This is a genomic window from Paenibacillus yonginensis (assembly GCF_001685395.1).
GTDB lineage: Bacteria > Bacillota > Bacilli > Paenibacillales > Paenibacillaceae > Fontibacillus > Fontibacillus yonginensis.
In genome coordinates this window covers 4,840,053-4,862,903 of record NZ_CP014167.1, presented here as the reverse complement: position 1 = coordinate 4,862,903, position 22,851 = coordinate 4,840,053, and the positions used below count along the sequence as shown (strand labels likewise).

Genomic DNA, 22,851 nt, shown 5'->3' with positions numbered 1-22,851 from the left:
TAGTTCCAGTGAAAGAATCTACACTAACTAATATTGGCTTCCCAGGGTTATAGTAAGCCACGTCATCCATATAAACAGGGTGTAGTGAAGAAATTATAAACTCATCTTTGGAGTGTGGCAGATCGTTGTTGTCTAAATAGTCGGTTGGTACATACTGAGGCGCATTTAAATCAAGATCAATGCAAACTGTAGATGAAACAGGTTTGTTTGTTAAAGGATCGTTGGCAAGTCTTTTATCGTTGCACTCACCATCAACTCTCCAAGTAAGATTATCTAATTGATAGATATAAACACCGATATTTGTTTTTCCTATCCCCATTACTTCTGTAATTTTTTTCTGAGATTTCGCAAATGTCGAGGGCTCAAAGTATGTTGACTTAAGTTCTGGTTTCTGGCCTTGTGGCCCGCCACCAGCATATATAGAGATTAACGGCATTAATAACAAAATAGTAGTGAGGAAAACAACGAATCCTCTTTTGAGATACTTTTTCAATTGATCACCCAAAAATCTTTCATTTTTTTGCCCTTACCCAAAAATCATAACCGTCTTTACTACTAAGTTTTACATATGTAGTGAGCGATGGATCAAAATGCAAGAGCCCATCTCCCCAATAATGAGGATTGTTTACAGTAAAGATTCCTCTAGCTTTAGTAATATCGTTAGTGTGAGGTAAGGAGTATTCTTTAAATGCTTTAGATTTGGGTGAAGTAGAAGCTTCGAAACTTACTGAATTAAGTAGACTGCCTGCTTGTACCTGCGAAAGGCTAGAACCTTTACTTGTTAAATCGAATTCGGCAAATGAGTAGTATGCACCATGAAGAAGTGTGCTTCCTTCATCGACGAATACAGGATAGTAAATGCTACGTTTATCGCCTCTCACATAGGGATTTACAATGATCCAGTTTTTAACTTTGACCGTTGCGTAACCGGTTACTGTAACCAATTCTTTGTCCCGAATCTTTGAAAAGTCATCCGTTACCTTGCTATAATCATACCCCTCATAAAATTTTTCCTCAGGAACCTTCACATACCTCGGAGCAATCACCTTCAAATTCGTCCCTGTCAGTCCCACTTCTCTCAGCTCCCGCAAGCCCTGGAAGTCGGCTGGCTGCTTGTGGGCAGCTGCTTCGTAGCGGGCAAGCAGCACGGCCACTTCGGCTCGTGTGGTTGTCCGATCAACCCCAAACTGCTTGTCCTCCCCGACGCTCATCAGTCCCGTGCCCATTGCCACAGCTACGGCATTTTTCAAGGCAGCAGGCAGCTTGCCGGTAAAATATTCTTTGGCCGGCACAACGGTGTTGGTCACGTCCTTCAGCGCAGTCCCGTAATCGGCATTGACCTTCGCCAGTCCGTTCGTTAACCAAACCGCCAGTTCCCCGCGGGACAACGAGGCATTGGCATTCAGCTTCCCGCTGCTGTAGGCAGCCGGGTTAATGAAACCCTTCTGTACAGCTGCTTTCACGCCCTCTTCAGCCCATGCCGGGAGATCCGTGAACCGACTGCTGACCGAGGCATCTACAGGCTGGCCGCTTAACCGGCCCAAAATAGCCGCCATCTCCGCTTTGCTTACCGGCGCTCCCGGCTTGAAGGTCCCGTCGGCATAACCTTTAAAATAACCTGCGGCTACAGCCGTCTGAATGGCCGAGGCTGCCCAATGGCTGCCGGGCACATCCTTAAAGCCCGTGCTGCCTGCTGCCGAGGCTGTGCCATAGCTCCCCAAACTCCCGGCGGCCAATACTCCGATCATTAATGCGGTTAATATTGTCTTTTTCATCAGCGTATCTCCTTTACTTGTTCTGGCTTAATCGTCTATTCTTCTCTGCAGCTAGACCTTACTTACACAGCTCCTTCTTCGTCAGCTCCTTCCCGCTCGATGTTTATTTCCTCTTTGACTTAACCTATGTATGCGAAAAAAATCTGTCCAAACCTTCCCCAAAACGCAAAAAGAACACCCCGGGCAGCTCGATGCCTGTGCCGGAGGTGTTCTTCACCATGGATAATATTGGGTAATACGTTTGTTCTTGTATTATAACTTAGCAATTGGATTTTGACTATAGGAAAATCTGCATTATTGTCCTGCTTCACAGACAACGTTCACAATCTCGCCCATCGCTCGAGTCCGCAGACCGTAGCTCAAGTCTGTAACTCAAGCCTGTAGCTCAAGCCTGAAGGACTGAACGCCGTAACCCCGCAGCTTTACAGCTCGCCCTCTTCCTTCTCGTCGAAGTATTGGTTCAAGATCCGCAGGAAGACGTTGGGAAAAGCCAGCTCCGCCATGTCCTCGCGCGTAATCCAGCGCGTAACCGGCTGCGGGGCCGTCCCCGCTGCGCCAGCTCCAGCCCGCTCAGCACTGCCGCCGGCGTTGTCCCCGCCGGCGGCTTCATAGGCCGCGCTGGCCTCCGCGGCCATAAGCCCCGTGGAAGCGTCACACGCCTCAGCCTGCTGGAACCTGAACACCCTCAGGTTCCAGTGGATATGGCTGAAGGTATGCTCCGCTTCCATGTAAGGGCCGAGCGGCCGGGCCGGTGTCCCTTCGGCCGCAAGGGCGGCGGCCAGCCGGTCCATAGCCGGACCATCCGGCAGGCCGCCGCCTTCCCCCGGCTGGTCCTCGACAGCCGGGACATGGGGCAGCTCCCACATGCGTGCGAGCAGCCCCGTCGCCGCGCGCTGACGAACCAGCACGCGGCCCTCTTCAGCGCCGGTGCCTTCAACCAAAGCCGTCAGCCGGAACTCGGGACGCGGTTTCTTGGCTTTGGTCTTGACCGGCAGCTGGGTCTCCACGCCGGCAAGCCGGCCCTGGCAGTGCTCCATGACCGGACAGGCCCGGCAGCTTGGCGATTTCGGCGTGCAGACCAAAGCGCCAAGCTCCATCAGCGCCTGGTTAAAGTCCGCTGCCCTGCCCTCCGGGATCAGCCGCGCGGCCAGCGTCTCCATGCGGACCCGCGTTGCCGGCTTCATAATATCATCTTCCAGAAGGAAATACCGGGACAACACCCGCATGACGTTGCCGTCCACCGCCGGCTCAGGCTGGCCGAAGGCAATGCTCAGGATCGCTCCGGCCGTATAGGGCCCTACTCCTTTTAAAGCCGACACGGCTGCTTTGTCGCTCGGGACCTGTCCTCCGTGCAGCTCCACGACCTGCTGTGCGGCGGCCTGCAGATTGCGGGCCCGGGAATAATAACCCAGCCCCTCCCAGCACTTCAGCACATCTTCTTCCGGCGCCAGAGCCAGATCGGTAATCGTAGGGAAACGTTCAATAAACCGGTGGAAATACGGAATTACCGTATCCACCCGCGTCTGCTGCAGCATAATCTCCGAAATCCAAATATAATAAGGGTCCCGGTGCCTGCGCCAAGGCAAATCACGTTTAGCCGTTTCATACCATTCCAATAAATGTTCACTAAAATATTGCTCCATATCAGTTGCAGACACGCTATTGCTCGCTCCTTAAATTCCTTAATCATTCCGTTATTAAATCTATTGATATCATTGGATCCCAGTAGCTTCTTATCCTATCTTTCCGTTATCCCAAACGGTCTTCCGGCAGGCCGCCTTCTGCCCGTTCCAGCACGCAAAAAGCCGAAGCCAAGCTGCGCTCATGCGTAATGCTGATATGGATCTCCGGACGGGCTTTCCCCGTCCAGCCCAGTCTGTCCCAGGCTTTCGGGTTTAAGGTCACTCTGGGCTTGCCAGCCTCATCCGGCAAAATTTCAATATCGTCAAAAGCCAGCTTGGCGCCGATTCCGCATCCAAAGGCTTTCGAAACCGCCTCCTTAGCCGCAAATCTGCCGGCCGCAAACTCGGCTTTTCGTGAGGCTGCTCCCGGCAGCTCTCGTTCAGCAGCCGTCAAAATCCGCTGCAGGAATCTGCCTCCCGAGCTTCCTTTCAAAATCCGGTTCATTCGTTCTATCTCCACCACATCATGGCCGATTCCATATATCAATCCAACACTTCCTTCCGGTGATGCCCTTAAAAATCGAACGGTTATTCGTAAATCTACGCTTCATTGTAGCAGGACATGCCTCAGGATGCGAGTCCCGGCCAAGCGTATGCTATAATTAACCAAACTACGAACCGCATACAGGAGGGCCTGCATCTCTTTAGCAAAAAACGTCAAGAATCCGCCACTCCCGCCTTTTATACTGGAAGCATGACCGGTCTGGAGGATGTCCATGAACAACAAAGCGATCATTCAGCGTGTTATCGACTATATTGAAGAGCATCTTTCGGAAGAGCTGACGCTGGCCGAGCTTGCGGAGCTGGCCCATTATTCGGAATATCATTTCCACCGGATGTTCCAGTTCCTTACGGGGACCACTGTAATGAGCTATATCCGTCAAAGGCGGCTAAACCGGGCAGCCGCACTGATCGATCAGACGCAGCGCAAAGTGCTGGACATTGCTTTGGAATGCGGCTTTCGCAGCCCGGAGACCTTCTCGCGAAACTTCCGCAAAGCCTTCGGCATTCAGCCCTCCGAGCAGCGGAGAAAAGGCATGCCGCTTCCACTGACTGCCGGGCTGCAACTACTCACAGGTTCCACAACCGGTCAACACTTTGAGGATTGGGGAGATTGGAAAATGGAATTCAAGCAAGTAACCTTGCCTGCCACACGAATCATCGGCTACCGCATTGAAACCACAATTGACAATGGACAGAACAACAAGGATATCCCTGCCTTCTGGCAGCATTATCTGGCCAACAGGCTTTGGGAGAACATCCCGGGCAAGCTGGACAACGTTGAGCTCGGCGTTTGTACGGAAAGCACATCGGAAGGGAAATTCGGTTACGTCATCGGCTACCGGGTTGCGCCTGATACAGCAGTGCCTGAAGGTCTAGGGCTGGTTGAATACCATATTCCCGAACAGGAATATGCCGTATTCACAACTCCAAAAGCCGGTCCGGACGAATTTGTAGACGCTATTCAGAACACCTGGAATTATGTATTTGCCGAATGGTTTCCAGGATCAGGCTTCGAGCACGCCATGGCTCCGGAGATCGAATGGTACGACGAACGCTGTATGACCGAAGGCGATAAAGAAATGGACATTTACGTGCCGATCAAACCTTCTGCCAAAGGCGCTGCAGCACCTGCATCCCACTCCCGGCCCTAGACTTGAACCCGTGCCATCATGCGTCCAAAACCAGAACTGAGCTCAAAACAAACAAGCTTCCCCGGCAGTCTGCCAGGGAAGCTTTTATTGTCCGGGAAAGCTATTTTATCCGCTAAATCATTGACTTGGTAAGCCACTAATTCGATGAAATAACTCCTAGTAACGGTTAAATCCCCGGAATAACGTTCCTTTTATGCTCAGTTCTTGTGTAGAGTTTCTCCAGGATGTCTTTGGCTTTCGGATCGATGTCCTTGCCTTCGAGATAATCGCTGTTCGCTTCATAGCTCACGCCAAGCTCGCCTTCATCCGTCTGGCCTTCCCAAAGTCCGGCTGTAGGCGCTTTATCCAGAATCTCCTGCGGTACGCCAACATAAGCGGCAATCTGGCGGACTTGGCGTTTGTTAAGCGTGCTCAGCGGCGTAATATCAACCGCCCCGTCGCCCCATTTGGTATAGAAGCCTGTCAGCGCTTCGGAGGCATGGTCTGTACCTACCACAAGCAATTGAAGTTCAAAAGCCAAAGCGTATTGGGCTACCATACGCATACGCGCCTTGACGTTCCCTTTGCCCTGAGGTGTCATATGGCGGGATTGGCCGAGCTTCTTAAGCCCATGCTCCACTTCAAGCGCCACTTCATCTACCGCCTCCTGAATGTTTGTCTCTACGACATGCTTCAGGTCGAATTTCTTGGCCACCGAATAACTGTGCTCAATGTCCTCCTGCTCGCCGTACGGCTGGAACACACCCAAAGTGATGAACTCTTCCCCGTTCTCGGCTGTCAGCTCGTCCGTAGCCTGCTTGCAAAGCGCTGCAGCCACGGCGCTATCAATACCGCCGCTGATCGCGATCAGCAATCCTTTCGTATGGGAACGGGTTACATAGTCCTTCAGAAAGTCAACACGTTTGCGTACTTCAGCTGCCGGATCAATGCTTGGCTTCACGCCAAGCTTGGTGATGATCTCCTGCTGCAAACTCATTTCACTCACTCCTTAAGTTGAATATATGTATAACTTAACGCCCTGCAGCTGCATGAATCACATGCGGGCTGCAGGGCGCTGAACACAAGTTTGATTATTAAAGGCAGAAACGTTCAAAGGCCTCGACCAGATCAGTCGCGATTTCAAGCGCGGAATGATCCTCGATCTGATGGCGTTCAATAAAATGTACCAGTTCTCCGTCCTTCATCAAAGCAATGGATGGGGAAGAGGGTGGGTACGGCGCAAAATATTCACGAGCTTTCGCTGTCGCTTCCTTATCCTGTCCTGCAAATACCGTGTACAAATGATCCGGTTTAACGCCATGCTCCAGCGCCTGGACAACACCCGGACGAGCCTGGCCCGCCGCGCATCCGCACACAGAATTTACAACAACCAAAGCGGTTCCTTCCATCGAAGACAGCTTCTCTTCCACCTCTTCAGGGGTACGCAGCTCTTCAATACCTGCACGGGTCAACTCGTCTCTCATCGGTTGAACCATATCTCTCATATATTGATCAAAAGACATCGCCATTTCAACATTCACTCCTTCTGCTTCGCATACACTAATTGCGGCAAAACTGCGGCTTTGCCGATTCTATTTTATTATACCTTCATCAAGGAGGAAATCAACTCATCTTCATCCCGCCTGCGGCGGATCGGGGAACAGAATCGAAAATGTCGTGCCAACCCCTACCTCGGAATCCACGCTGACTTTCCCGTTATGGCGCTCAACGATGCTTTTGCACAAAGCCAGCCCCAGTCCCGTGCCTTTGGCTTTCGTTGTGAAGAAAGGCTGAAACAGGTTATCCCGTTTGTTAGGCGGAATTCCCGGCCCCGTATCGCTAACCAGCAGCTCCACTCCTGTAGGCACCTTTCTCGTTTCGAGCGTAAGCAGCCCTTTGTCCTCCATCGCCTCCATGCCGTTGCGGCAGAGGTTCAGAATAAGCTGCTTGATTTCCTTCGGGTTCAGCTCAAGCTTGGGGATATGCTCGCCCAGCTTGACTTCGATGCTTTGACCGCGCAGGTTCGCATCTGCCCACAGCAGCGGAGTCAGCTCCTGTATGATATCCTCAAGCGAAGTCGCTTCCTTTCGGACCGGGCGGTTCTGAGCCAGCGACAGAAAGTCATTAATGATACTGTTCGCCCGGTCCAGCTCCTCCAGGACGATACGGTAATAATGATCCAGGGAATCCGGGCTTTTCTCCCGCATTAGCTGCAGAAAACCCCGCACAACCGCAATCGGATTCCGGATCTCATGGGTAATTCCCGCCGCCATTTGTCCAACCAGGCTCAGACGGTCTACATTGTTAAGCTCCAGGCGCAGCGTCTCCAGCTCGGTAATGTCCTGCACCACTACTACAGCCCCGATCACTTCATCAGAATGCCCTTTAATGATTGGGGAAATACTGGTAAACAACATCGTCTCCTGATTCTGGATCAGTTCGCTGACAATTGATCGCTGCTGGAAGAAAGGCGATAGGTCCGGCTCAAGCTGCTCGATATGAATTTGCAGGGAAGACAAAACCGGAATCAAAGGCCGCCCCAGCACATCTTCCCGGACGGCATCCGGCTGAATCTGCCTATACAGCTTCATAAAGGTTTTATTCAGCATCGTGATGCTGCCCTGCCGGTCAACCAGGACTACGGACAGCGGTGTCGCATCCATCATCTGCTGCATTTTTTCCTCTTCACGGTAATATTTCCGCGACAAAGCTTCGAGCTGAAATTGAAACTTGCGTTTGTCCAGCGTTTCTTCAATGATATGAACCAGGATTAAGCCGGCCAAAATCATAAGAAAAGTATTCGAATAAGCTAAAAAGATGAGAGAAAAATGGTCATCCAAGCTCTCTTTATGTAGAAAAAACGGGGATGCTGTTGAAAGCATTGAGCCTACCAGCAGAAATAAAGACAAAATACCTGATTTGCCTTTTCGGGACAAATCCAGAAACCTCTTTTTTGACAGCAGCACCAATGGAAAGATCAACAATCCCGTATTTAATAGGACATCTGACAAGGTCCAGAAATTCTCGCTAATGAAATACAAAAGCATCTGCAATGCAGCCAGCAGCAGCGAATAAATCGTCTTCTCATAAAGCATGGCCGCAAACAACGGTACCATCCCATAGGCCAGTGGAATTACGCCATACAGTTTTGTTGAAAATATGGAGGAGAAAATCATACTTATAGCACAGGTTACCGCCAGCACAACATGATAGCTCATTCTTCTTCTCAAATCCTGTTCCTGCCGGAATAGGAGATCCGCTCTCTCATACATCAGCGGAAATAGAATCGCCGGTGTAAGAGCAAGCAGAAACAGAAACAGCATTTCGTGGACTGCGCTCAATAATTATCCCTCCTTAGCGGGATGTACAGACATATATATTCAATTGAATTAAATCACAAGCGACAATATTTTACAATAATTCTCGCTCCTGAACTAAGCAAACTGATGATTTCCTCCAGAAAAAGTAGAAGCCGGCATAATTATAGGATAGGGTTGACTTTGCACCGTTTATTTGGAAACATCATTTATACGCAAAGGTTTATGGGCCGGTGATTATTGACCACTGGACGATAGTTCAATTCTTCAAATTAAAAGCAGAAAGGATCACCATGGATAAATTCGATGTTATTGTTATAGGAGGAGGCCCCTCGGGCCTTATGGCCTCTATTGGCGCCGCTCAGCAGGGCGCATCCGTCGTCCTGCTCGATAAGGGAGACAAGCTGGGCAGGAAGCTGGGCATTTCGGGCGGCGGACGCTGCAACGTAACGAATGCCAAAGATACGGACGAGCTGATTCGTTTTATTCCAGGCAATGGACGTTTTTTATATAGTTCACTTAACCGTTTTGGAAGCCATGAAATCATTGATTTTTTTCAGGATTTGGGCATCCGGCTGAAAGAGGAGGATAACGGGAGAATGTTCCCGGTGTCGGACAAAGCCAAGACGGTCGTTGACGCTTTGATTGGCAAGGCCGCCGGACTTGGCGTCCAGATGCGGGTTCATTCCCCGGTCAAAAAACTCCTCTTCGGCCCGGAAGGCGTTCAGGGCGTTCAGCTGGAAAGCGGAGGAGAACTCCAGGCCGGTGCAGTGATCGTGGCTACCGGCGGGCGTTCCGTCCCCCACACCGGCTCCACGGGAGACGGATATCCATGGGCGGAAGCTGCCGGCCATACCATTACAGAGCTATATCCGACTGAAGTTCCAATCACCTCGGACGAGCCCTTTATCCGGCACAAGGAGCTTCAGGGCCTCTCGCTTCGGGATGTTGAGCTTGCCGTCATGGACCCGAAAGGCAAAAAGGTGATCGCGCACCGCGGAGATATGATATTTACCCATTTCGGCTTATCCGGGCCGATCGCCCTGCGCTGCAGCCAGTTCATCCGTCAGGTGCGGAAGAAATTCAAAATTCCCGAGGTTACGCTGGCTATCGACCTGTTCCCGGACAGATCAGCTGAGGATGCCGGAATTTGGCTGCGCCGCATGGCTCAAGAGGAACCGAAAAAGGCATTAAAAAATGTATTTAAAGGCACAGTGCCCGAACGCCTGCTGCCTCTCCTCTTCCAGAGGGCCGGGCTTTCGCCGGACACCACCTTCGAGCATCTTCCGAAGGAGCCCTGGCAGGCCTTTATTAAGGAAGTGAAATCGTTCCGGATTCAGGCGAATGGCACCCGCCCTTTCGCAGAAGCTTTCGTAACCGGGGGAGGGGTCCATTTAAAGGAAGTCGATCCGTCCACCATGCAGTCGAAGTTGATGCCCGGACTTTATTTCTGCGGTGAAATTCTGGATGTTCACGGCTATACCGGCGGGTACAATATAACCGCTGCATTCTCCACCGGCCATACGGCCGGGTCGCACGCAGCGGAGAGCGTTCTGCAGAACCGGTAATTCCTTGCTTCTTCGGCCTGCTGGAGTATCGGGACAGCTCCCTCCTGCACCAAGGGCACTGCTTCCCGTCCCGGCCGGTATGAACACCTTTTCCAATCACCCTCCCTTGCCTTAGCGGCGTACCGGGAGGGTGATTTTTTTCCGCCAGCCGCCAAACAGCTTCCAGAGCCACGAACCGAGCCACCAGGACAGCAGGAGGCCTATCGCAAAGCCGGCCGCGGCTCCCCACCAGGTGCGGACTACAGCCCAGCCTAAGCTGAGTGAAAACAGGGTTACAGGAACCAGAAGCAGCATCCGCATGACAGGAGCCGCAGCCTGAAAGACCAGCGCTTCGTTGGCTGGAAGAACGGACATGACCCTGCTTTCGAGAAATACGCGGCGCATGCCGTCCAGCCAATAAGCCTGCAGCAGGATCAGGCCGGCAAACACCAGGAGATTAACCGGATAAGGCGGAAACTGGAGGCTGACCGCTCCTGCCCCCGTATAGATCAGAAGCATCCGCAGTGCCGTACCGTTCCGGAGGATGCTCTTAACCGTAAGCTCCGCAAGCCGGGTTCGGGGCCCTCCACGCCCGGCGGTTAGAGCGTTCGAACGGCGGAACAGCCAAGGCTTGCTGCGGTGCCGTTTTGGCTTATCCACGGCGTTAGAGAGAAGGAAGGCCGACAGCCGCAGCTTCTGCTTCAACTCCTCTTCAATATCTGCGTAAAAGCTCCCCTTCTGCTTCATTCTCGCCACGATCAGCAGAATACCTGCCGCTGCCATAATCAGAGCGGCCCCTAAAGCAAGCCCAAAGTCTAGGCTGCCTCCATGGGTTATTCCTCTTACAACGAGCTGCAGCATAACAAAAACCAGGGCATGACTGAACGTCTGAAGCATCGCCGACTGCCAGCCGGTCCATTTGATCCGGCAAAAATGCAGAAGCAGCATATGTACAATTCGGAAGGAAAAAATAACGATGCCCAGGACAGCGACACGGGCTGGCGCCAGATCCATAAACCTCACCAGCAGCGGGGACAGCAGCAGGCCGCCGATAAACGTCAAACCGGCCGAATAGCCAATAGACTCCGCAATGCCCCGCCGCATAAGACCCCCGATCCAGCTCCGGCGGCTGATCAAAAACAAAATATCCGCGCTTTCCAGACGGAGCATAAGCCCCCGCAGCGTGGTGAACAGCAGCCATAAGGAAGTCAGGGAAGCTAAGGGCAGCTGAAGCAGCATATCAGGCACCGTTTCCGTCCATAAGCCGTAATAGACCCTCCCCGCAAAAAGCAGACCGGGTATAACGATATACAAAAGTATGGTCAGGTCGACAACCGAAGTCAGCGCTTTGTACTGAAAGCGGTAGTGGTCGCGGACCCGCTGCCAGTAAAGAGCACCGGGGCTCAGCAGCCGTTTATGTTTCTCGGGCGAGTCCAAGGGTCCTTTTTGTTCAGCTGTATAGATCACCGCTGTACTCCCGGCACCCTGCCGTTTTGGCCCGGCCGAACCGCCGTTCATATCCGGCTTGAACATCAAATCTCTCCCCTCTCTGCACTCAGGTTAACAGGTCAAAGCAGTCAAACAGCGAAGCTTCCGGACGGCCGCATAACCCGCGGATATCGTCCAGCGTCCCTTCCGCCGCCATCCTCCCGTGGTCGATCAGAACAAAATCGTCGCAAATCTTTTCCGCCGTATCCAGCACATGCGTCGACATTAAAATTCCGGCACCGCGCTCCCGCTCTTCATTCAGCAGGCTGAGAAAATCGCGTGTTGCCCGGGGATCAAGGCCGATAAACGGCTCGTCCACGATATAAACATCCGGCTTGGACAGAAAGCCGATCAGGAGCATCATCTTTTGAAGCATCCCTTTGGAAAAACCGCCGGGGAGCAGATGTTTTGCCTCCTCCAATCGAAAACGTTCCAGCAGCTGCTCGCTCCGCGGCACCCATACCTCGTCCGGGAGCTCGTTGACCGCGGCCGCCAAGGCCAGATGCTCCCAAAGCGTTAATGTTTCATAATAAACGGGCTGTTCCGGCACATAGGCGTATGAGCCTTTCCCGCCGCGAAAAGCGATTACGGCATCCGCAAAGGGCAGAATGCCGATAATCGCTTTGATGGTGGTGCTCTTCCCGGCACCGTTGGGTCCGATCAGCCCGGTCAGGCCGCCCGGCTTCACTTGAAGCCGGATTCCGCTGATCCGGCTTTGATCCTGCTCGTATCCGGCCTGCCGGATGAAGACGTCCAGGACGGGACCGCCTTCCGTCTGGCTGCCCGGCACGTTATCCGGCAAAGTATCCGGCAAATTTTTCACCAAGTTTTCCGTTCCGTTCTGCTTATTACTGCTCATAAAGACGCTGCGTTCAACCCGCGTTTCCCGTTGCGACCGCCGCAGCTTTCTCCCCCTTCTGGTTGAAAACTCGTACAGGCCCAGCCATCCCTCCTGAATGACGCCGAGTCCGGCGGCTACCGTCTCACTCCCTTGCTGTAACAGGAAAAACCCTGCTTGAGCGGAGTCGAGGCCAGCGCGTGCGCCAGGATCGATTGTCCGAGGCCCGGTATCTGTTCATGGGTGATCTCTGCTCGAGCCAGACGGTATCTCGCCGGTCCCGGAAGACGACATGAAGCCCGGGGCCAGCCGCCGGCGCCGTTTCTCGCTGAAGGTCCGGAACCCGCATGCTGGATAGGTCCACCTGAATATACCCATTGCCAGGCGTGACGTTTATCCAGGTCGGACGGCATAACATAAGGAGTTATTCTTGAAAATGACCGGCTGGCCAGCCACGTGTTGCTCGTTACTTCAAAAAATTATACAAGTATAGCGCTCCTTCAGCATCATTCGGATAAATATACGTTATAACACATGAATAATTAAAACTCAAACAAAGCTGCATAGTTCTCCGGTCACCTCGCGGTAAGCCTCGGGCGTCCCGATGTCATAGCTCGTTCCCCGAGCCCGGTAAGCTCTATCTGCTCCCCTAATATAGCTTGATTTACAGCGGCAGGCTTCTTTTCCGGAAAATAATCATGCCGGCGGCGAAGGCTACCGCGCCAATGCCTGCCAGAACAGAGACGGACACTGGCCAATCCGCCGTTTTGCCGACGATCTTACCGGGATCAAATAAGGAAAAGACCGAAATATGCCGCATCCAGCTGAGCTGCCCGCTGATTTTGCCGATCAGGTTCAGGCTGAAAAAACCGATGACGATCACGCCCGAGAGCGTCAGCGCCCGCTTCTCGTCATTGCAGCAGGCTGAAATCAAATAAGAAATGCCTCCGATACAGAAGAACAGCAGCAGGGCGCCTGCATTCAGCAGCACAAAGCCGGTGCTGTCGAAATCCCCCAAATCCCCGATAAACCAGGCGTACCCGGCAAACCCGGCGAGTGTCGTGACCGCGCAAATCAGCACCAGCCCGGAGAGCAGCACGGCCGCCTGGGTCAGGGCTACCTTCGTGCGGGTGGTGGGCGCCGACAACAGGTACGCCATCGAGCCCTGGTCGACAAGCTTGGCGATCAGCTGCGTGGATACGAGAATGCAGAAGATGGACAGAATCAGCAGATACAACAGGCCGTAGTACTCACCGGATATAAACGCGCCGATGCTGCCGAAGCCGTTTTCCAGGCCGAACGCCTTGCCCAGGCCCTCCGGCATCCCATCGATCAGCGAATTCAAGCTGCTGCTGTTTTTGGCGATTCCCGGATAAACCCAAAACATCAACAAGATATAAAAGGCCGATCCGACGGCATAATTCATGAACATTTTGAGGTTAATCGCAAGCATTTGTCTGTACAGCGGCATATTCATGGCGTTTGACCCTCCCGATCGTAATAATCCATAAAAATGTCCTCCAGGTTCTGCGTGAACACATCGATATTGCGGACGTGAAAGCGGGCGGTTTCGCGGATAAACCGGTTCATGTCTCCCTGAACGGCTACCCGCACGCGGTTTCCTTCCCGGGAATCGATCTTCAGGCCGCATTTCATGAAATCGTCCAGCTCCTGCTCCGTCTCAAACGTCACTTCGAACAGCTTGCGCTGCATCGACTGCAAATCATGGATATCCTTGACCGCAATAATCACGCCGTCCTTGATGATCGCTGCCCTATCGCAGGTCCGTTCAATTTCCGGAAAATTATGCGAGGACATCAGGAAGGTCGTCCCCTTTGCCTTCTCCTCCAGCACGAGCTCGATAAACACTTTTTGCATGAGCGGATCCAGCCCTGACGTCGGCTCATCCAGGATAATGACCTCCGGCCGGTGCATGAAGGCGGCAACGATCCCGACCTTCTGCTTCATTCCCTTGGACATTTTCCGGATCGGCGTTCGGACGTCAAACTGCAGCCGGCGGATGAGTTCGTCGCGCCAAGCCGGATCGACGCCGCCCTGCATGCCTGCCATAAAATCCAGAAACGCTTTGCCGGTCATCCCCTCGATAAACGCAATTTCGCCGGGAAGGTAGCCGATATATTTTTGAAAGCGCCCCTGTTCCTTCCACGTGTCGTAGCCGCATACCTTTACGGAGCCTTGATCCGGCTTCAAAAAGCCCATAATATGCCGAATCGTCGTCGATTTGCCGGCTCCATTCGGCCCCAGGAAACCGAACACTTCGCCGCGGCGGACCGAAAAGGTGACGTCCCGAATGCCTCTCCCGTTCGGAAAAATTTTGGTTACATGTTCAACGCTCAGCATACCAGCGCCTCCAATGGACGTTTAAATTTATGAAATATTATTGTTCAAATATTTCATAATCGGATCATACGCCTGCCGCTTTCCACCGTCAATACATTTCATGAAATATTTTTGTGTTATAATTTCATTAATTAGATCGAACCGGCGAGAGCCGATATTCTTCGTTCATTCGATCAAGCCGATGACCTATTTTAAAAAAGTTAGGATGGTTCGTAAGAAATGAATGGATTTGAGAAGCGGGCAATGCAGATTAAACAAAAGATCAAACAAACGGTATTGGAAATGCTGGGCGAATGGGAACCCCGGCAAATCCGCATTAAGGATATCGCAGCCAGAGCGGAAGTTTCGCAGGTCACCATATACAACTATTTTGGAAGCAAAGAAGCACTGCTCCGCGAAGTGTTTAAGGAGTTTGTCTCCATGCTGATGGAGGAATATGAGAGCGTGCTGACGGGCGATGCGCCGCTGAAGGAAAAAATCGAATACATTATTTTTCAAAAAAGCCGGTTAAAGCTGCCCTTCACCCCTTCCGCGCTCAAGCAGCTGATCGAAGCCGACCCTGAAATTAACCGATTTATCCAGCAGCAGTATGAGGAACGTGCCATTCCTTTGATCACCCATTTTGTGCAGAAGGGCCAGCAGCGGGGAGAAATTTCAGAGAAAGTGTCCGTCCAAATGGTGCTTCTATATGTAGGTATGATAACGGAGCAGTACGAAAAAATGCTGGATCTGGTCAATCAGAGTGAGGATCCCGAAGCGTTTACAGAGGATATGATTCATGTGTTCTTTTATGGCATTTGTGGTCCGCAATACCAAAAATGATTAACAGCTCTCCCTTTATCGCCGTTTTCGTCGTCCTGCTGCTCAAGCTGCTGCTCCTCCGGTACTTTTTTCTTCCATGATATTCTGTGGAACCAGATCACCGCCGGGGTATAACTTTGGGCGCCCGTATCTTTAACGGGATGGTCATGGCGGGCAGCGGTTAAAGAATGCAGCATCACAGGAAAGGAACCCCCCCACAATTACTGGAAGCCAGTACTGCGGGAGGGTTCTTACTGCTGCTATTGGTGATTGGGCGGTGCGTCGGTGCGCAAGCTCCGGCAAATGCTGTTCCAGCCGGCAGCACGCCAGTTCCCTATATAGCGTTCGATCCGCTCTTCATGCGTCCGCATGGACCAAACGATCTCTTTTCATAATAACAACTTTGGTGCAGAGGAGCAGTAGCCCCAGCAAGGCAACCAGGCCTCCGGATAGCCTAAAGGCGGCAAAAGCGCCGAAGGTGGTGACCAGGTAGCCGCCGAGCAGCGGTCCGATCAAGGAAGCGGAGGACAAGATGCTGTTGACCGTGCCGAATACCCGGCCCGTCAGCCGTTCCGGCGTACGTTTCTGCAGCTCCGCCTGAAACGGGATAAAGGTCATTCCCGCACCAAGACCTACAATCATAAAAGACAGCATCATGGACAATTTCCCGAGCATGGTGCCAAAATCTCCATTCTGGGCTACTACGCTAGCCGCATAAAACATAATTCCCATAACCGCAGAACCCGTGCCCATCTTGGCAAGCGGTGACCAGGATTTCAGTAAGCGTACGACAACCGCAGCTGCCAATGTACCTACGCCGCTTAAAGCGATACACCAGCCCAGCATATCATCGGGCATATTTTTAATATCCCGAAACAGGACAATGGTCTGGGAATCGGCGATCTGCAGGACGGCCAACACCATAGCAAGCGCCAGCAGGCCATATGCCAATACCGGAATTGCGGCGATCGTCTGGATGCCGGCAGCCAGCTCCTTGAAAAATCCCTGTTTGGCGGAAGACTTCGTTTCCTGCCCTCCCTCCGGTGAAGCCCCCTGCTCTTCACCCGCTATAAGCGGCAGACGGCTGCGGCTTGGCACGCGGAACAGAAACAGGGCCGAAATCAGAAAGGTTAAAGCGTTAAGCATAAAGCAGGCCTGCAGGCCAAACACAGCCGTCAGCAGCCCGCCCAGAGCGGGACCTGCGATCTTGGCGCTCTGCTCGATAATCGCGCTGTACGAAACCGCCTGCTCCAGCTGGCTTCGAGGTACGATTTCTTTGATCTTCCCGCTTTTGGCAGGGCCAAACATGACGTCAAAGACGCTTTTGGTGATCAATAAAAGGTACATCTGCCATAACTCCTGGGCAAAGGCCATGCCCAGAACCACAAAAATCCGTATGATGTCCGCCCAGATCATAATCTGTTTGCGTTCAACCCGGTCGGCAAGCATGCCCGCCAGCGGCCCGCCAAGCAGCACCGGCAGCAGCATACACAAGGTTACCCCCGTGATCTGCCAAGGGGTAGCGTCCCACTTCAGGCCGACCAGCGTCAAGATGGCCAATATGGTCAGCCATTCTCCCAGATTGGATACGATTTGCGAGCCCAGCAGCGAAAGGTAAGTCTTATTTTTCAGCAGCGGCTGTTCTGCCGTTTCCCGTACATGGTTGTTCATCGTACAACAACTCCCGTCAATGAATTCGTAATCTCATTGTAGGAGGAACAAGGTCCTGCTCCATCCGTCCGGAGGCTGATTTGCCGGAGCTTCCGCAGCCGTATTTTGTTTTGCAGCCTGAGAAGGAAGCCTGAGAACAAAAACACAAAAAATAGCCCAAATTGTGATAAATTATATTTTTTCCACTCTGGCCTACGGCTTAAGATACAGGTACATAAAGCTCTAACCCACGTTCAAATACCATTTAAAATAAGGCGGGATGAAGATGATGAAGGCAGAGGAACATCAAGCGGAATTGTCGCTGCATTTGTACCGTGTTCTGGCAAAATCCTTTAAGAGCGTTAACGAACACGCGGTCACGGCCAGCAAGCTGCAGGGGTTCAATCCGACGGCTTTCGCCGTATTGGAGGTCCTGTACTATAAAGGGCCTCAGCCGATCCAGCAAATTGGCGCCAAGCTGCTGCTGCAGAGCGGGAACGTGACTTATGTGATCGACAAGCTGGAAGCCGGAGGGCTGCTGCATCGCACGCCTTGCGTCCGTGACCGGCGGGTTATTTTTGCAGAGCTGACTCCAAAGGGCAAAGAGATGATGGATCAGCTTTATCCCGAGTTCGAGGACCGGATTGACCATGCGCTTAGTGGCCTGAATGACCAGGAGAAACAAGTCATGATCGGGCTGCTGAAAAAGATGGGTACTGAAGCGGAGAAGCTTCCGCCCCTGCCCCGCAAATAGAACGAAACAAGGTAAAAACCTGCCACAGCCCAAAAAATCCTCCGGACTCTTCCGGAGGATTTTTGGCGTAGATCCGTTAGCGGGTCAACGGTTTATGGTTGGAAATCCCTATTGATGAGAAGGATCCATGTCCGTATTTTTATCCCGGTTCTCGCTGGTAATATGTCTGCGATCGTTGCGGTCCTGATTAAGCTGCTGGGCCTGATGACCGTTAACCGGTGTTGTCTCCAGATCATGGACTTCGTTAATCAGCGTTTGATCGACACGTCCGTTTGTTTTGCTCATTTTATCTTCTCCTTAGCTTCTGTCTGTTAGGAAGGATCGGTCACGTTGTGAAGCACCTGAGCGCACTCATGGATATGGCGCGTATAGTCATTAATCAGCTCCTGCACCGCATCACTGTGCTCGTCAATGGGACGTCCGGCCATTTCAACATCGACCAGCGCAATGTCCAGCTCCCTCGTGTCCTTGTACGTGCATCTGAAATCAAAAGCATACATTTGATGGCCTGCCGCGTTGATATGCACGTTAATCGCCTGTGGGTTTGCATTGTCAGCCAGAACTACTGTAGAATCGCCCGGGCCAATCATCTCCGGAAGCTGCTGCTGCCAGGCTTGAACCAGCGAATGCTGATCCAATTGAAGCGGTTTATCCAATTCATCCACCTCCCCTTTTTATATAAAATGCGGAGAGGCGGCTTTTTTTATGCGTTAGCCCCCGACCTCTGTTCCCATTCTCTGCGGAGCATTGAATACATATCCAAATCGACAAAACGGTCCCCTGCCCGCTGGTAATCCCGCAGCAGTCCTTCCCTTTGGAACCCAAGCTTCTGCAGCAGGCGGACGGAGGATTTATTTACGGGATATAGCAGCGCCTCGATCCGGTTAAGCCCCATTACGTTAAACCCGAACTCAAACATGGCAAGAAGCGCTTCATGCATGTAGCCCTGGCCCCAATAAGACTTGCCTAGCTCGTATCCGATTTCGGCCCGGTAAGCTCCTTCAAGCTGCCAGCTGTTATATCCGCAGCTGCCGATCAATCTTCCGCTGTCCTTCAACTCAATGCCCCAGCGGATCGTGTCCTCCGTCTCAGCCAGAAGATTCAGCCAGTTAATCATCTCCGCTGTCTCCCCGACATCGGCAAACGGAGGAACATTCATATATTGAACGACATCAGGATCGCTCCAATATTCAAACAATGGCTCCGCATCGGCTCTCTCCAGCCTGCGGAGTTTCAAACGGGGGGTGGAGAGAACGGGGATATATCCTTCACACCGGTATTCCATCCGCTGCGCTCCTTTCTTCTGGTTCGTCAATTTCACTAATACAAATTGAATCATACGCCGGGCCTGACGTCAAAAAATAACGCCGCCGCACTGTCCCCGCCAAGAGTTTGTCCTAAAGCTGACCCGCAGCGGCAAGTCGTCATTCCTTGAGCTCTTTGCTACAATAGAATTAATCCAACAATCAATAGACAAGAACAAGATTCCGAGAGGAGTGAAGCCCCTGTGAAACCCTTGCTGATCGGAATATTATCGGCCTTTTTCTTTGCCTTCACGTTCATTCTCAACCGATTTATGAGTACCGGCGGCGGAAGCTGGGCCTGGAGCGCTTCCCTCCGTTATGAAATGATGCTTCCAATCCTGCTGCTGATCGCACCCTTCGGCGGCGGATTAAGTCCCGTCCTGCGCGAGATCCGCCGGAATTCGCGCGTATGGCTGCTCTGGAGTTTTGTCGGATTCGTTCTGTTCTATGCTCCCGTCTGTTTCGCTTCCATGTATGGTCCGGCCTGGCTGATTGCCTCCACCTGGCAGCTTACCATCATCTCCGGACTCCTGATCTCGCCGCTGCTCGAGCCCGGACTCAGCTGGTCCCTTCTCCCTTCCGCTTATCGAAAAGTCGCCCCTGCCGCCGCTTTGATCACTTCGGCTGTGATTGTGGCCGGCGTCATGCTTGTTCAGATCGGCCAATCTTCTAAGCTCCATTATCAGGAGCTTCTGCTGGGGGCACTGCCGATTATCATCGCCAGTGCGGCCTATCCGGCCGGCAACCGCAAATTGATGCAGATCAGCGGCGGACGGCTGAATGCTACCCAGCGTGTGCTGGCAATGACGATATGCAGCATGCCTTTCTGGCTGCTCCTATCGCTTTATGCCCTCGTCACGTCCGGCCCGCCTCCATCCAGCCAGCTTACCGGCTCCTTGCTGGTTGCTGTATTTTCCGGAGTTGCGGCTACCGTCCTCTTTTTCCAAGCTACTCAAATGGTTCAGGCTCACCCGATGCGGCTCGCCGGGGTTGAAGCTACCCAATCGTTTGAAGTGATGTTTACGCTCGGCGCAGAGGTGCTGTTTCTATCGGCTCCGTGGCCAGACTTGTACGGAATCGCGGGTTTGATTCTTGTCACCGGGGGAATGGCGGTCCATGCTTTCGCTACCCGCAGACCGGCCGTCTCTGAACCGCCACCACCGCATTCATCCGAAATACCTCCATCCGTCTAACCGCTGATAAATTTGTCTGAATTTGGGTATTAATAGATGGTAAAGATTGCAATAAAGGGGGATCCTTCTATGATTGCCGCCATTGTCGTTTTGGGATTGCTGGCCCTTTGGCTGTTGATCACCGTGATAACCCGATACGGATTCCGCCAGGTCACCCAGATGCGCCTGTACCGGTATCCGGACGAGAACCTGCTTGACTATTTGCTGCGCACCGGCGTATTCACGAAAGAGAAATATGAGTCCATGGCCTCGAGAGAGGTTCAAACCACCTCTATTGACGGGCTCCGCTTGAACGCCCAGTTATTCCTTCCTTACCCCGGCTCCAAGAGATGGGCCATTATAGCTCACGGTTATACGATGTCTTTGCGGTCTTCCCTGCAGTTTGGCGCTTTGTTTGAGGAAAAAGGCTTTAATCTGCTGCTCATTGACCATCGCAGACATGGCAAAAGCCAGGGAAAATACACGACCTACGGCTTCCTGGAGAAACACGATCTTGAGGCCTGGGTGAACTGGCTGCTGGAGCAGTACGGAAGGGATATCCAAATCGGCCTTCACGGCCAGTCTTTGGGCGGTGCCACCGTGCTGGAGTATTTAAGCATGGCTGATCCTGCCGTCAAATTTGCGGTAGCCGACTGTCCTTATTCCGATCTAAATAAACTGATTCGTTATCAGCTTGCTAAAATTATCCGGCTCCCCTCCTTTCCCTTTATCCGCCTCCTGAACCGGGAGCTTCAAACCAAAGCAGGCTTTCGGCTGGAGCAGGTCAGTCCAATCCGGTCGGTGAAGCAAACAACGCTGCCCGTATTATTCATCCACGGATCTGCCGACCGTTACGTACCGCCAGCGATGAGCCAGGAAATGTTTGAAGCCAAGCCGGGGCCCAAACGTCTGGTTCTCATTCCCGGCGCTGCTCACGCCACTTCTTATCAGAAGGATCCCAGACGCTACAAAGAAGAACTTCAGGCGTTCATTGATGAATGTCTCCCTGAGGAGGAATATGCTCCCGCTCCCAAAGCAGCGATATGGAAAGTAAGAACCCCTCAATTAGGAGGATAAGAACAGGCGCAAATATTAAAGAACCTGCAGCCCGATCCAGGCCGCAGGTTCTTTAATATTTATGTACAAAACCGATCCAGGATCAATGCTCAAGTCCGGTACCGGTCTTTCCGTTCTTCATCTGTTTCTGGGCAAGGACGATATACTTATCCAGACGCTGGCTTAATTCTAGTACAATCTCGCTTGTGAAGCCGCTGGTTGCCGAAACCTCGACCAACTCTCGCCTTAAATTCTCGATGATGTTGTTAAGCTCTTCATTGATACGTTTGTTAGGCCTTGCCGGCCGAAATTCGGAACAAGATGTCTGGGCAGTCATTATCTATCCCTCCCTTCTTAGCAGTTTTCCTAATTATAAACGCTGATGCCAAAAAATCACTTTTCCGGAATTGGAAATTACAAAGCACTCCATTTTGGAGTGCTTTACCTGATTCCGGGCCTTCCGGGTTTATTTCGTTGTTTTAACAGCTGCTGTTTGCCATTCATGTCCATCCAGGACGGCACCACACAGCTCGGCCAGCACCGTCTGGATTTCTTTCAGCTCTTCAAGACCAGCGCCTGTAATCGAATAGATATCGTCATGCGGAGTCAAAAAGTTGTCTTCCACCAGTTTCTCAAGCTCAAGCTTCACTTCCCGTTCGCCGATCCGGTAACCCCTGCGTTCTAATTCGAGCAAGGTGTCGCCAACCTTTAAATCTTCCTCTTTGGCATCGTGCAGCATATGAATGCGAATGAACAAATTCTGGATATCGGCTCGCATGATTATTTCTCCCTTCGTCTTGGCGTCGTTTGAATGTCATTACCCGCAAGAGCGAGACAGGAAACAAACCGGCGCGGCCCGGAGGGCTGTCCGCTTAACCGGTTGACAGTCCCGGCGATCCTGTATACTGTTAACTAAGAATAAGATGGATGAATATCTTCACTTCAAATAGATTCTATTTTTAAAAAAGCGAGGGGTTTTAAACATGTTCCAGGCAGCTACTCCCACTGGCGACCGCCAGCAAGTATATGAATCTGCACTAACGCAGCTTAAAGGCCTAATTGAAGGCGAACCAAACTCCGTAGCCAATTTGGCCAACGCATCCGCCCTGCTGAATTTTGTTATGCAGGATATCAACTGGGCGGGATTTTATTTATATGACGGCAAGGAGCTGGTGCTGGGTCCGTTCCAGGGACTGCCAGCCTGCATCCGGATTCCGCTCGGACGTGGCGTATGCGGCACCTCGGCACAGCAGCGCGAAACGATTGTGGTCGAGGATGTGCACGCTTTTGCCGGCCACATCGCCTGCGATTCTGCAACCAACAGTGAAATTGTTGTGCCTATCGTCCAGGATGGCCGTTTGATCGGTGTGCTGGACATCGACAGCCCGCTGCGCGGCCGCTTTGATGAAACAGACAAAACATTTTTGGAAGCTTTTGTTGAGATTCTGGTCAGCAGCGTCAAGTTCTCCTGA

Annotated in this window: 24 protein-coding genes; 7 read left to right on the top strand and 17 right to left on the bottom strand. The window is 52.2% G+C overall.

Features of this window, described 5'->3' with window-relative positions:
- Nucleotides 1-512 precede the first annotated feature (512 nt).
- From AWM70_RS21960 to acpS, 3 genes are all read right to left on the bottom strand, one after another.
- A complete protein-coding gene (locus tag AWM70_RS21960) occupies nt 513-1,775 on the bottom strand; it encodes an S-layer homology domain-containing protein (RefSeq protein ID WP_068700032.1) in 1,263 nt (420 codons plus the stop codon).
- Nucleotides 1,776-2,197: 422 nt separating this feature from the next.
- Nucleotides 2,198-3,418 (bottom strand): A/G-specific adenine glycosylase, encoded by a 1,221-nt coding sequence (gene mutY / locus AWM70_RS21955; protein WP_068700978.1) that lies wholly within the window; start codon nt 3,416-3,418, stop codon nt 2,198-2,200.
- A gap of 106 nt (nt 3,419-3,524) precedes the next feature.
- Nucleotides 3,525-3,944, bottom strand: a complete 420-nt coding sequence (gene acpS / locus AWM70_RS21950) for a holo-ACP synthase (protein ID WP_068700030.1) — start codon at nt 3,942-3,944, stop codon at nt 3,525-3,527.
- Nucleotides 3,945-4,173: 229 nt separating this feature from the next.
- Between acpS and AWM70_RS21945 the strand changes: the two genes are divergently transcribed.
- Complete coding sequence (locus tag AWM70_RS21945) at nt 4,174-5,112, top strand: AraC family transcriptional regulator (RefSeq protein WP_068700028.1); 939 nt, start codon at nt 4,174-4,176, stop codon at nt 5,110-5,112.
- A gap of 166 nt (nt 5,113-5,278) precedes the next feature.
- Here the strand turns inward: AWM70_RS21945 and nadE are convergent, their stop codons facing one another.
- From nadE to AWM70_RS21930, 3 genes are all read right to left on the bottom strand, one after another.
- The gene (gene nadE / locus AWM70_RS21940) at nt 5,279-6,088 is read right to left on the bottom strand and encodes an ammonia-dependent NAD(+) synthetase (RefSeq protein ID WP_068700026.1); all 810 of its coding nucleotides are present in this window, start codon (nt 6,086-6,088) and stop codon (nt 5,279-5,281) included.
- Nucleotides 6,089-6,185: 97 nt separating this feature from the next.
- The gene (locus AWM70_RS21935; RefSeq protein ID WP_068700025.1) at nt 6,186-6,620 is read right to left on the bottom strand and encodes a BrxA/BrxB family bacilliredoxin; all 435 of its coding nucleotides are present in this window, start codon (nt 6,618-6,620) and stop codon (nt 6,186-6,188) included.
- A 105-nt stretch (nt 6,621-6,725) separates the two neighbouring features.
- The gene (locus tag AWM70_RS21930) at nt 6,726-8,432 is read right to left on the bottom strand and encodes a two-component system sensor histidine kinase NtrB (RefSeq protein WP_099093118.1); all 1,707 of its coding nucleotides are present in this window, start codon (nt 8,430-8,432) and stop codon (nt 6,726-6,728) included.
- Nucleotides 8,433-8,701: 269 nt separating this feature from the next.
- Between AWM70_RS21930 and AWM70_RS21925 the strand changes: the two genes are divergently transcribed.
- The gene (locus AWM70_RS21925; RefSeq protein WP_068700023.1) at nt 8,702-9,976 is read left to right on the top strand and encodes a BaiN/RdsA family NAD(P)/FAD-dependent oxidoreductase; all 1,275 of its coding nucleotides are present in this window, start codon (nt 8,702-8,704) and stop codon (nt 9,974-9,976) included.
- A gap of 111 nt (nt 9,977-10,087) precedes the next feature.
- On the opposite strand, the gene AWM70_RS21920 is transcribed toward AWM70_RS21925, so the two are convergent.
- From AWM70_RS21920 to AWM70_RS21905, 4 genes are all read right to left on the bottom strand, one after another.
- A complete protein-coding gene (locus tag AWM70_RS21920; RefSeq protein WP_068700021.1) occupies nt 10,088-11,488 on the bottom strand; it encodes an ABC transporter permease in 1,401 nt (466 codons plus the stop codon).
- Nucleotides 11,489-11,510: 22 nt separating this feature from the next.
- On the bottom strand, nt 11,511-12,302 hold the full coding sequence (locus AWM70_RS21915) for an ABC transporter ATP-binding protein (protein WP_083180489.1): 792 nt from the start codon (nt 12,300-12,302) through the stop codon (nt 11,511-11,513).
- A 643-nt stretch (nt 12,303-12,945) separates the two neighbouring features.
- Nucleotides 12,946-13,758, bottom strand: coding sequence for an ABC transporter permease subunit (locus tag AWM70_RS21910; RefSeq protein WP_068700019.1), 813 nt, complete (start codon nt 13,756-13,758; stop codon nt 12,946-12,948).
- Nucleotides 13,755-14,642: an ABC transporter ATP-binding protein gene (locus AWM70_RS21905; RefSeq protein ID WP_068700017.1), complete on the bottom strand. Its 888-nt coding sequence runs from the start codon at nt 14,640-14,642 to the stop codon at nt 13,755-13,757. Before AWM70_RS21905 ends, AWM70_RS21910 begins: the two co-directional genes overlap by 4 nt.
- Before the next feature lie 219 nt (nt 14,643-14,861).
- Between AWM70_RS21905 and AWM70_RS21900 the strand changes: the two genes are divergently transcribed.
- Nucleotides 14,862-15,464: a TetR/AcrR family transcriptional regulator gene (locus AWM70_RS21900; protein WP_068700015.1), complete on the top strand. Its 603-nt coding sequence runs from the start codon at nt 14,862-14,864 to the stop codon at nt 15,462-15,464.
- Here AWM70_RS21900 and AWM70_RS21895 read toward each other — a convergent pair.
- Nucleotides 15,431-15,643 carry a hypothetical protein gene (locus tag AWM70_RS21895; protein ID WP_068700012.1) on the bottom strand — a complete coding sequence of 71 codons (213 nt, stop codon included), beginning with the start codon at nt 15,641-15,643 and terminating at the stop codon, nt 15,431-15,433. The genes AWM70_RS21900 and AWM70_RS21895 overlap by 34 nt on opposite strands.
- A 157-nt stretch (nt 15,644-15,800) precedes the next feature.
- On the bottom strand, nt 15,801-17,114 hold the full coding sequence (locus AWM70_RS21890) for an MFS transporter (RefSeq protein ID WP_068700011.1): 1,314 nt from the start codon (nt 17,112-17,114) through the stop codon (nt 15,801-15,803).
- A 265-nt stretch (nt 17,115-17,379) separates the two neighbouring features.
- Here AWM70_RS21890 and AWM70_RS21885 point away from each other — a divergent pair, with 265 nt between their 5' ends.
- A complete protein-coding gene (locus AWM70_RS21885) occupies nt 17,380-17,847 on the top strand; it encodes a MarR family winged helix-turn-helix transcriptional regulator (RefSeq protein ID WP_068700009.1) in 468 nt (155 codons plus the stop codon).
- Nucleotides 17,848-17,955: 108 nt separating this feature from the next.
- Here AWM70_RS21885 and AWM70_RS23610 read toward each other — a convergent pair whose 3' ends face one another.
- From AWM70_RS23610 to AWM70_RS21875, 3 genes are read right to left on the bottom strand one after another with little or no spacing between them, the layout of a single operon-like run.
- Nucleotides 17,956-18,132, bottom strand: a complete 177-nt coding sequence (locus AWM70_RS23610) for a hypothetical protein (protein WP_169823488.1) — start codon at nt 18,130-18,132, stop codon at nt 17,956-17,958.
- 26 nt (nt 18,133-18,158) lie between these two features.
- On the bottom strand, nt 18,159-18,503 hold the full coding sequence (locus AWM70_RS21880; RefSeq protein ID WP_068700007.1) for a hypothetical protein: 345 nt from the start codon (nt 18,501-18,503) through the stop codon (nt 18,159-18,161).
- A 47-nt stretch (nt 18,504-18,550) separates the two neighbouring features.
- Nucleotides 18,551-19,186, bottom strand: coding sequence for a GNAT family N-acetyltransferase (locus AWM70_RS21875; RefSeq protein ID WP_237167784.1), 636 nt, complete (start codon nt 19,184-19,186; stop codon nt 18,551-18,553).
- 168 nt (nt 19,187-19,354) lie between these two features.
- On the opposite strand from AWM70_RS21875, the gene AWM70_RS21870 reads away from it, so the two are divergent.
- Both AWM70_RS21870 and AWM70_RS21865 read left to right on the top strand, forming a co-directional pair.
- Nucleotides 19,355-20,344 carry a DMT family transporter gene (locus AWM70_RS21870; RefSeq protein ID WP_068700004.1) on the top strand — a complete coding sequence of 330 codons (990 nt, stop codon included), beginning with the start codon at nt 19,355-19,357 and terminating at the stop codon, nt 20,342-20,344.
- 69 nt (nt 20,345-20,413) lie between these two features.
- A complete protein-coding gene (locus tag AWM70_RS21865; protein WP_068700002.1) occupies nt 20,414-21,400 on the top strand; it encodes an alpha/beta hydrolase in 987 nt (328 codons plus the stop codon).
- Nucleotides 21,401-21,482: 82 nt separating this feature from the next.
- Here AWM70_RS21865 and AWM70_RS21860 read toward each other — a convergent pair whose 3' ends face one another.
- Together AWM70_RS21860 and AWM70_RS21855 are read right to left on the bottom strand one after the other, a co-directional pair.
- The gene (locus AWM70_RS21860) at nt 21,483-21,716 is read right to left on the bottom strand and encodes an aspartyl-phosphate phosphatase Spo0E family protein (RefSeq protein WP_068700000.1); all 234 of its coding nucleotides are present in this window, start codon (nt 21,714-21,716) and stop codon (nt 21,483-21,485) included.
- A 129-nt stretch (nt 21,717-21,845) separates the two neighbouring features.
- Nucleotides 21,846-22,157: a hypothetical protein gene (locus tag AWM70_RS21855; protein WP_068699998.1), complete on the bottom strand. Its 312-nt coding sequence runs from the start codon at nt 22,155-22,157 to the stop codon at nt 21,846-21,848.
- A 205-nt stretch (nt 22,158-22,362) separates the two neighbouring features.
- On the opposite strand from AWM70_RS21855, the gene AWM70_RS21850 reads away from it, so the two are divergent.
- Nucleotides 22,363-22,851 (top strand): GAF domain-containing protein, encoded by a 489-nt coding sequence (locus AWM70_RS21850; protein WP_068699996.1) that lies wholly within the window; start codon nt 22,363-22,365, stop codon nt 22,849-22,851.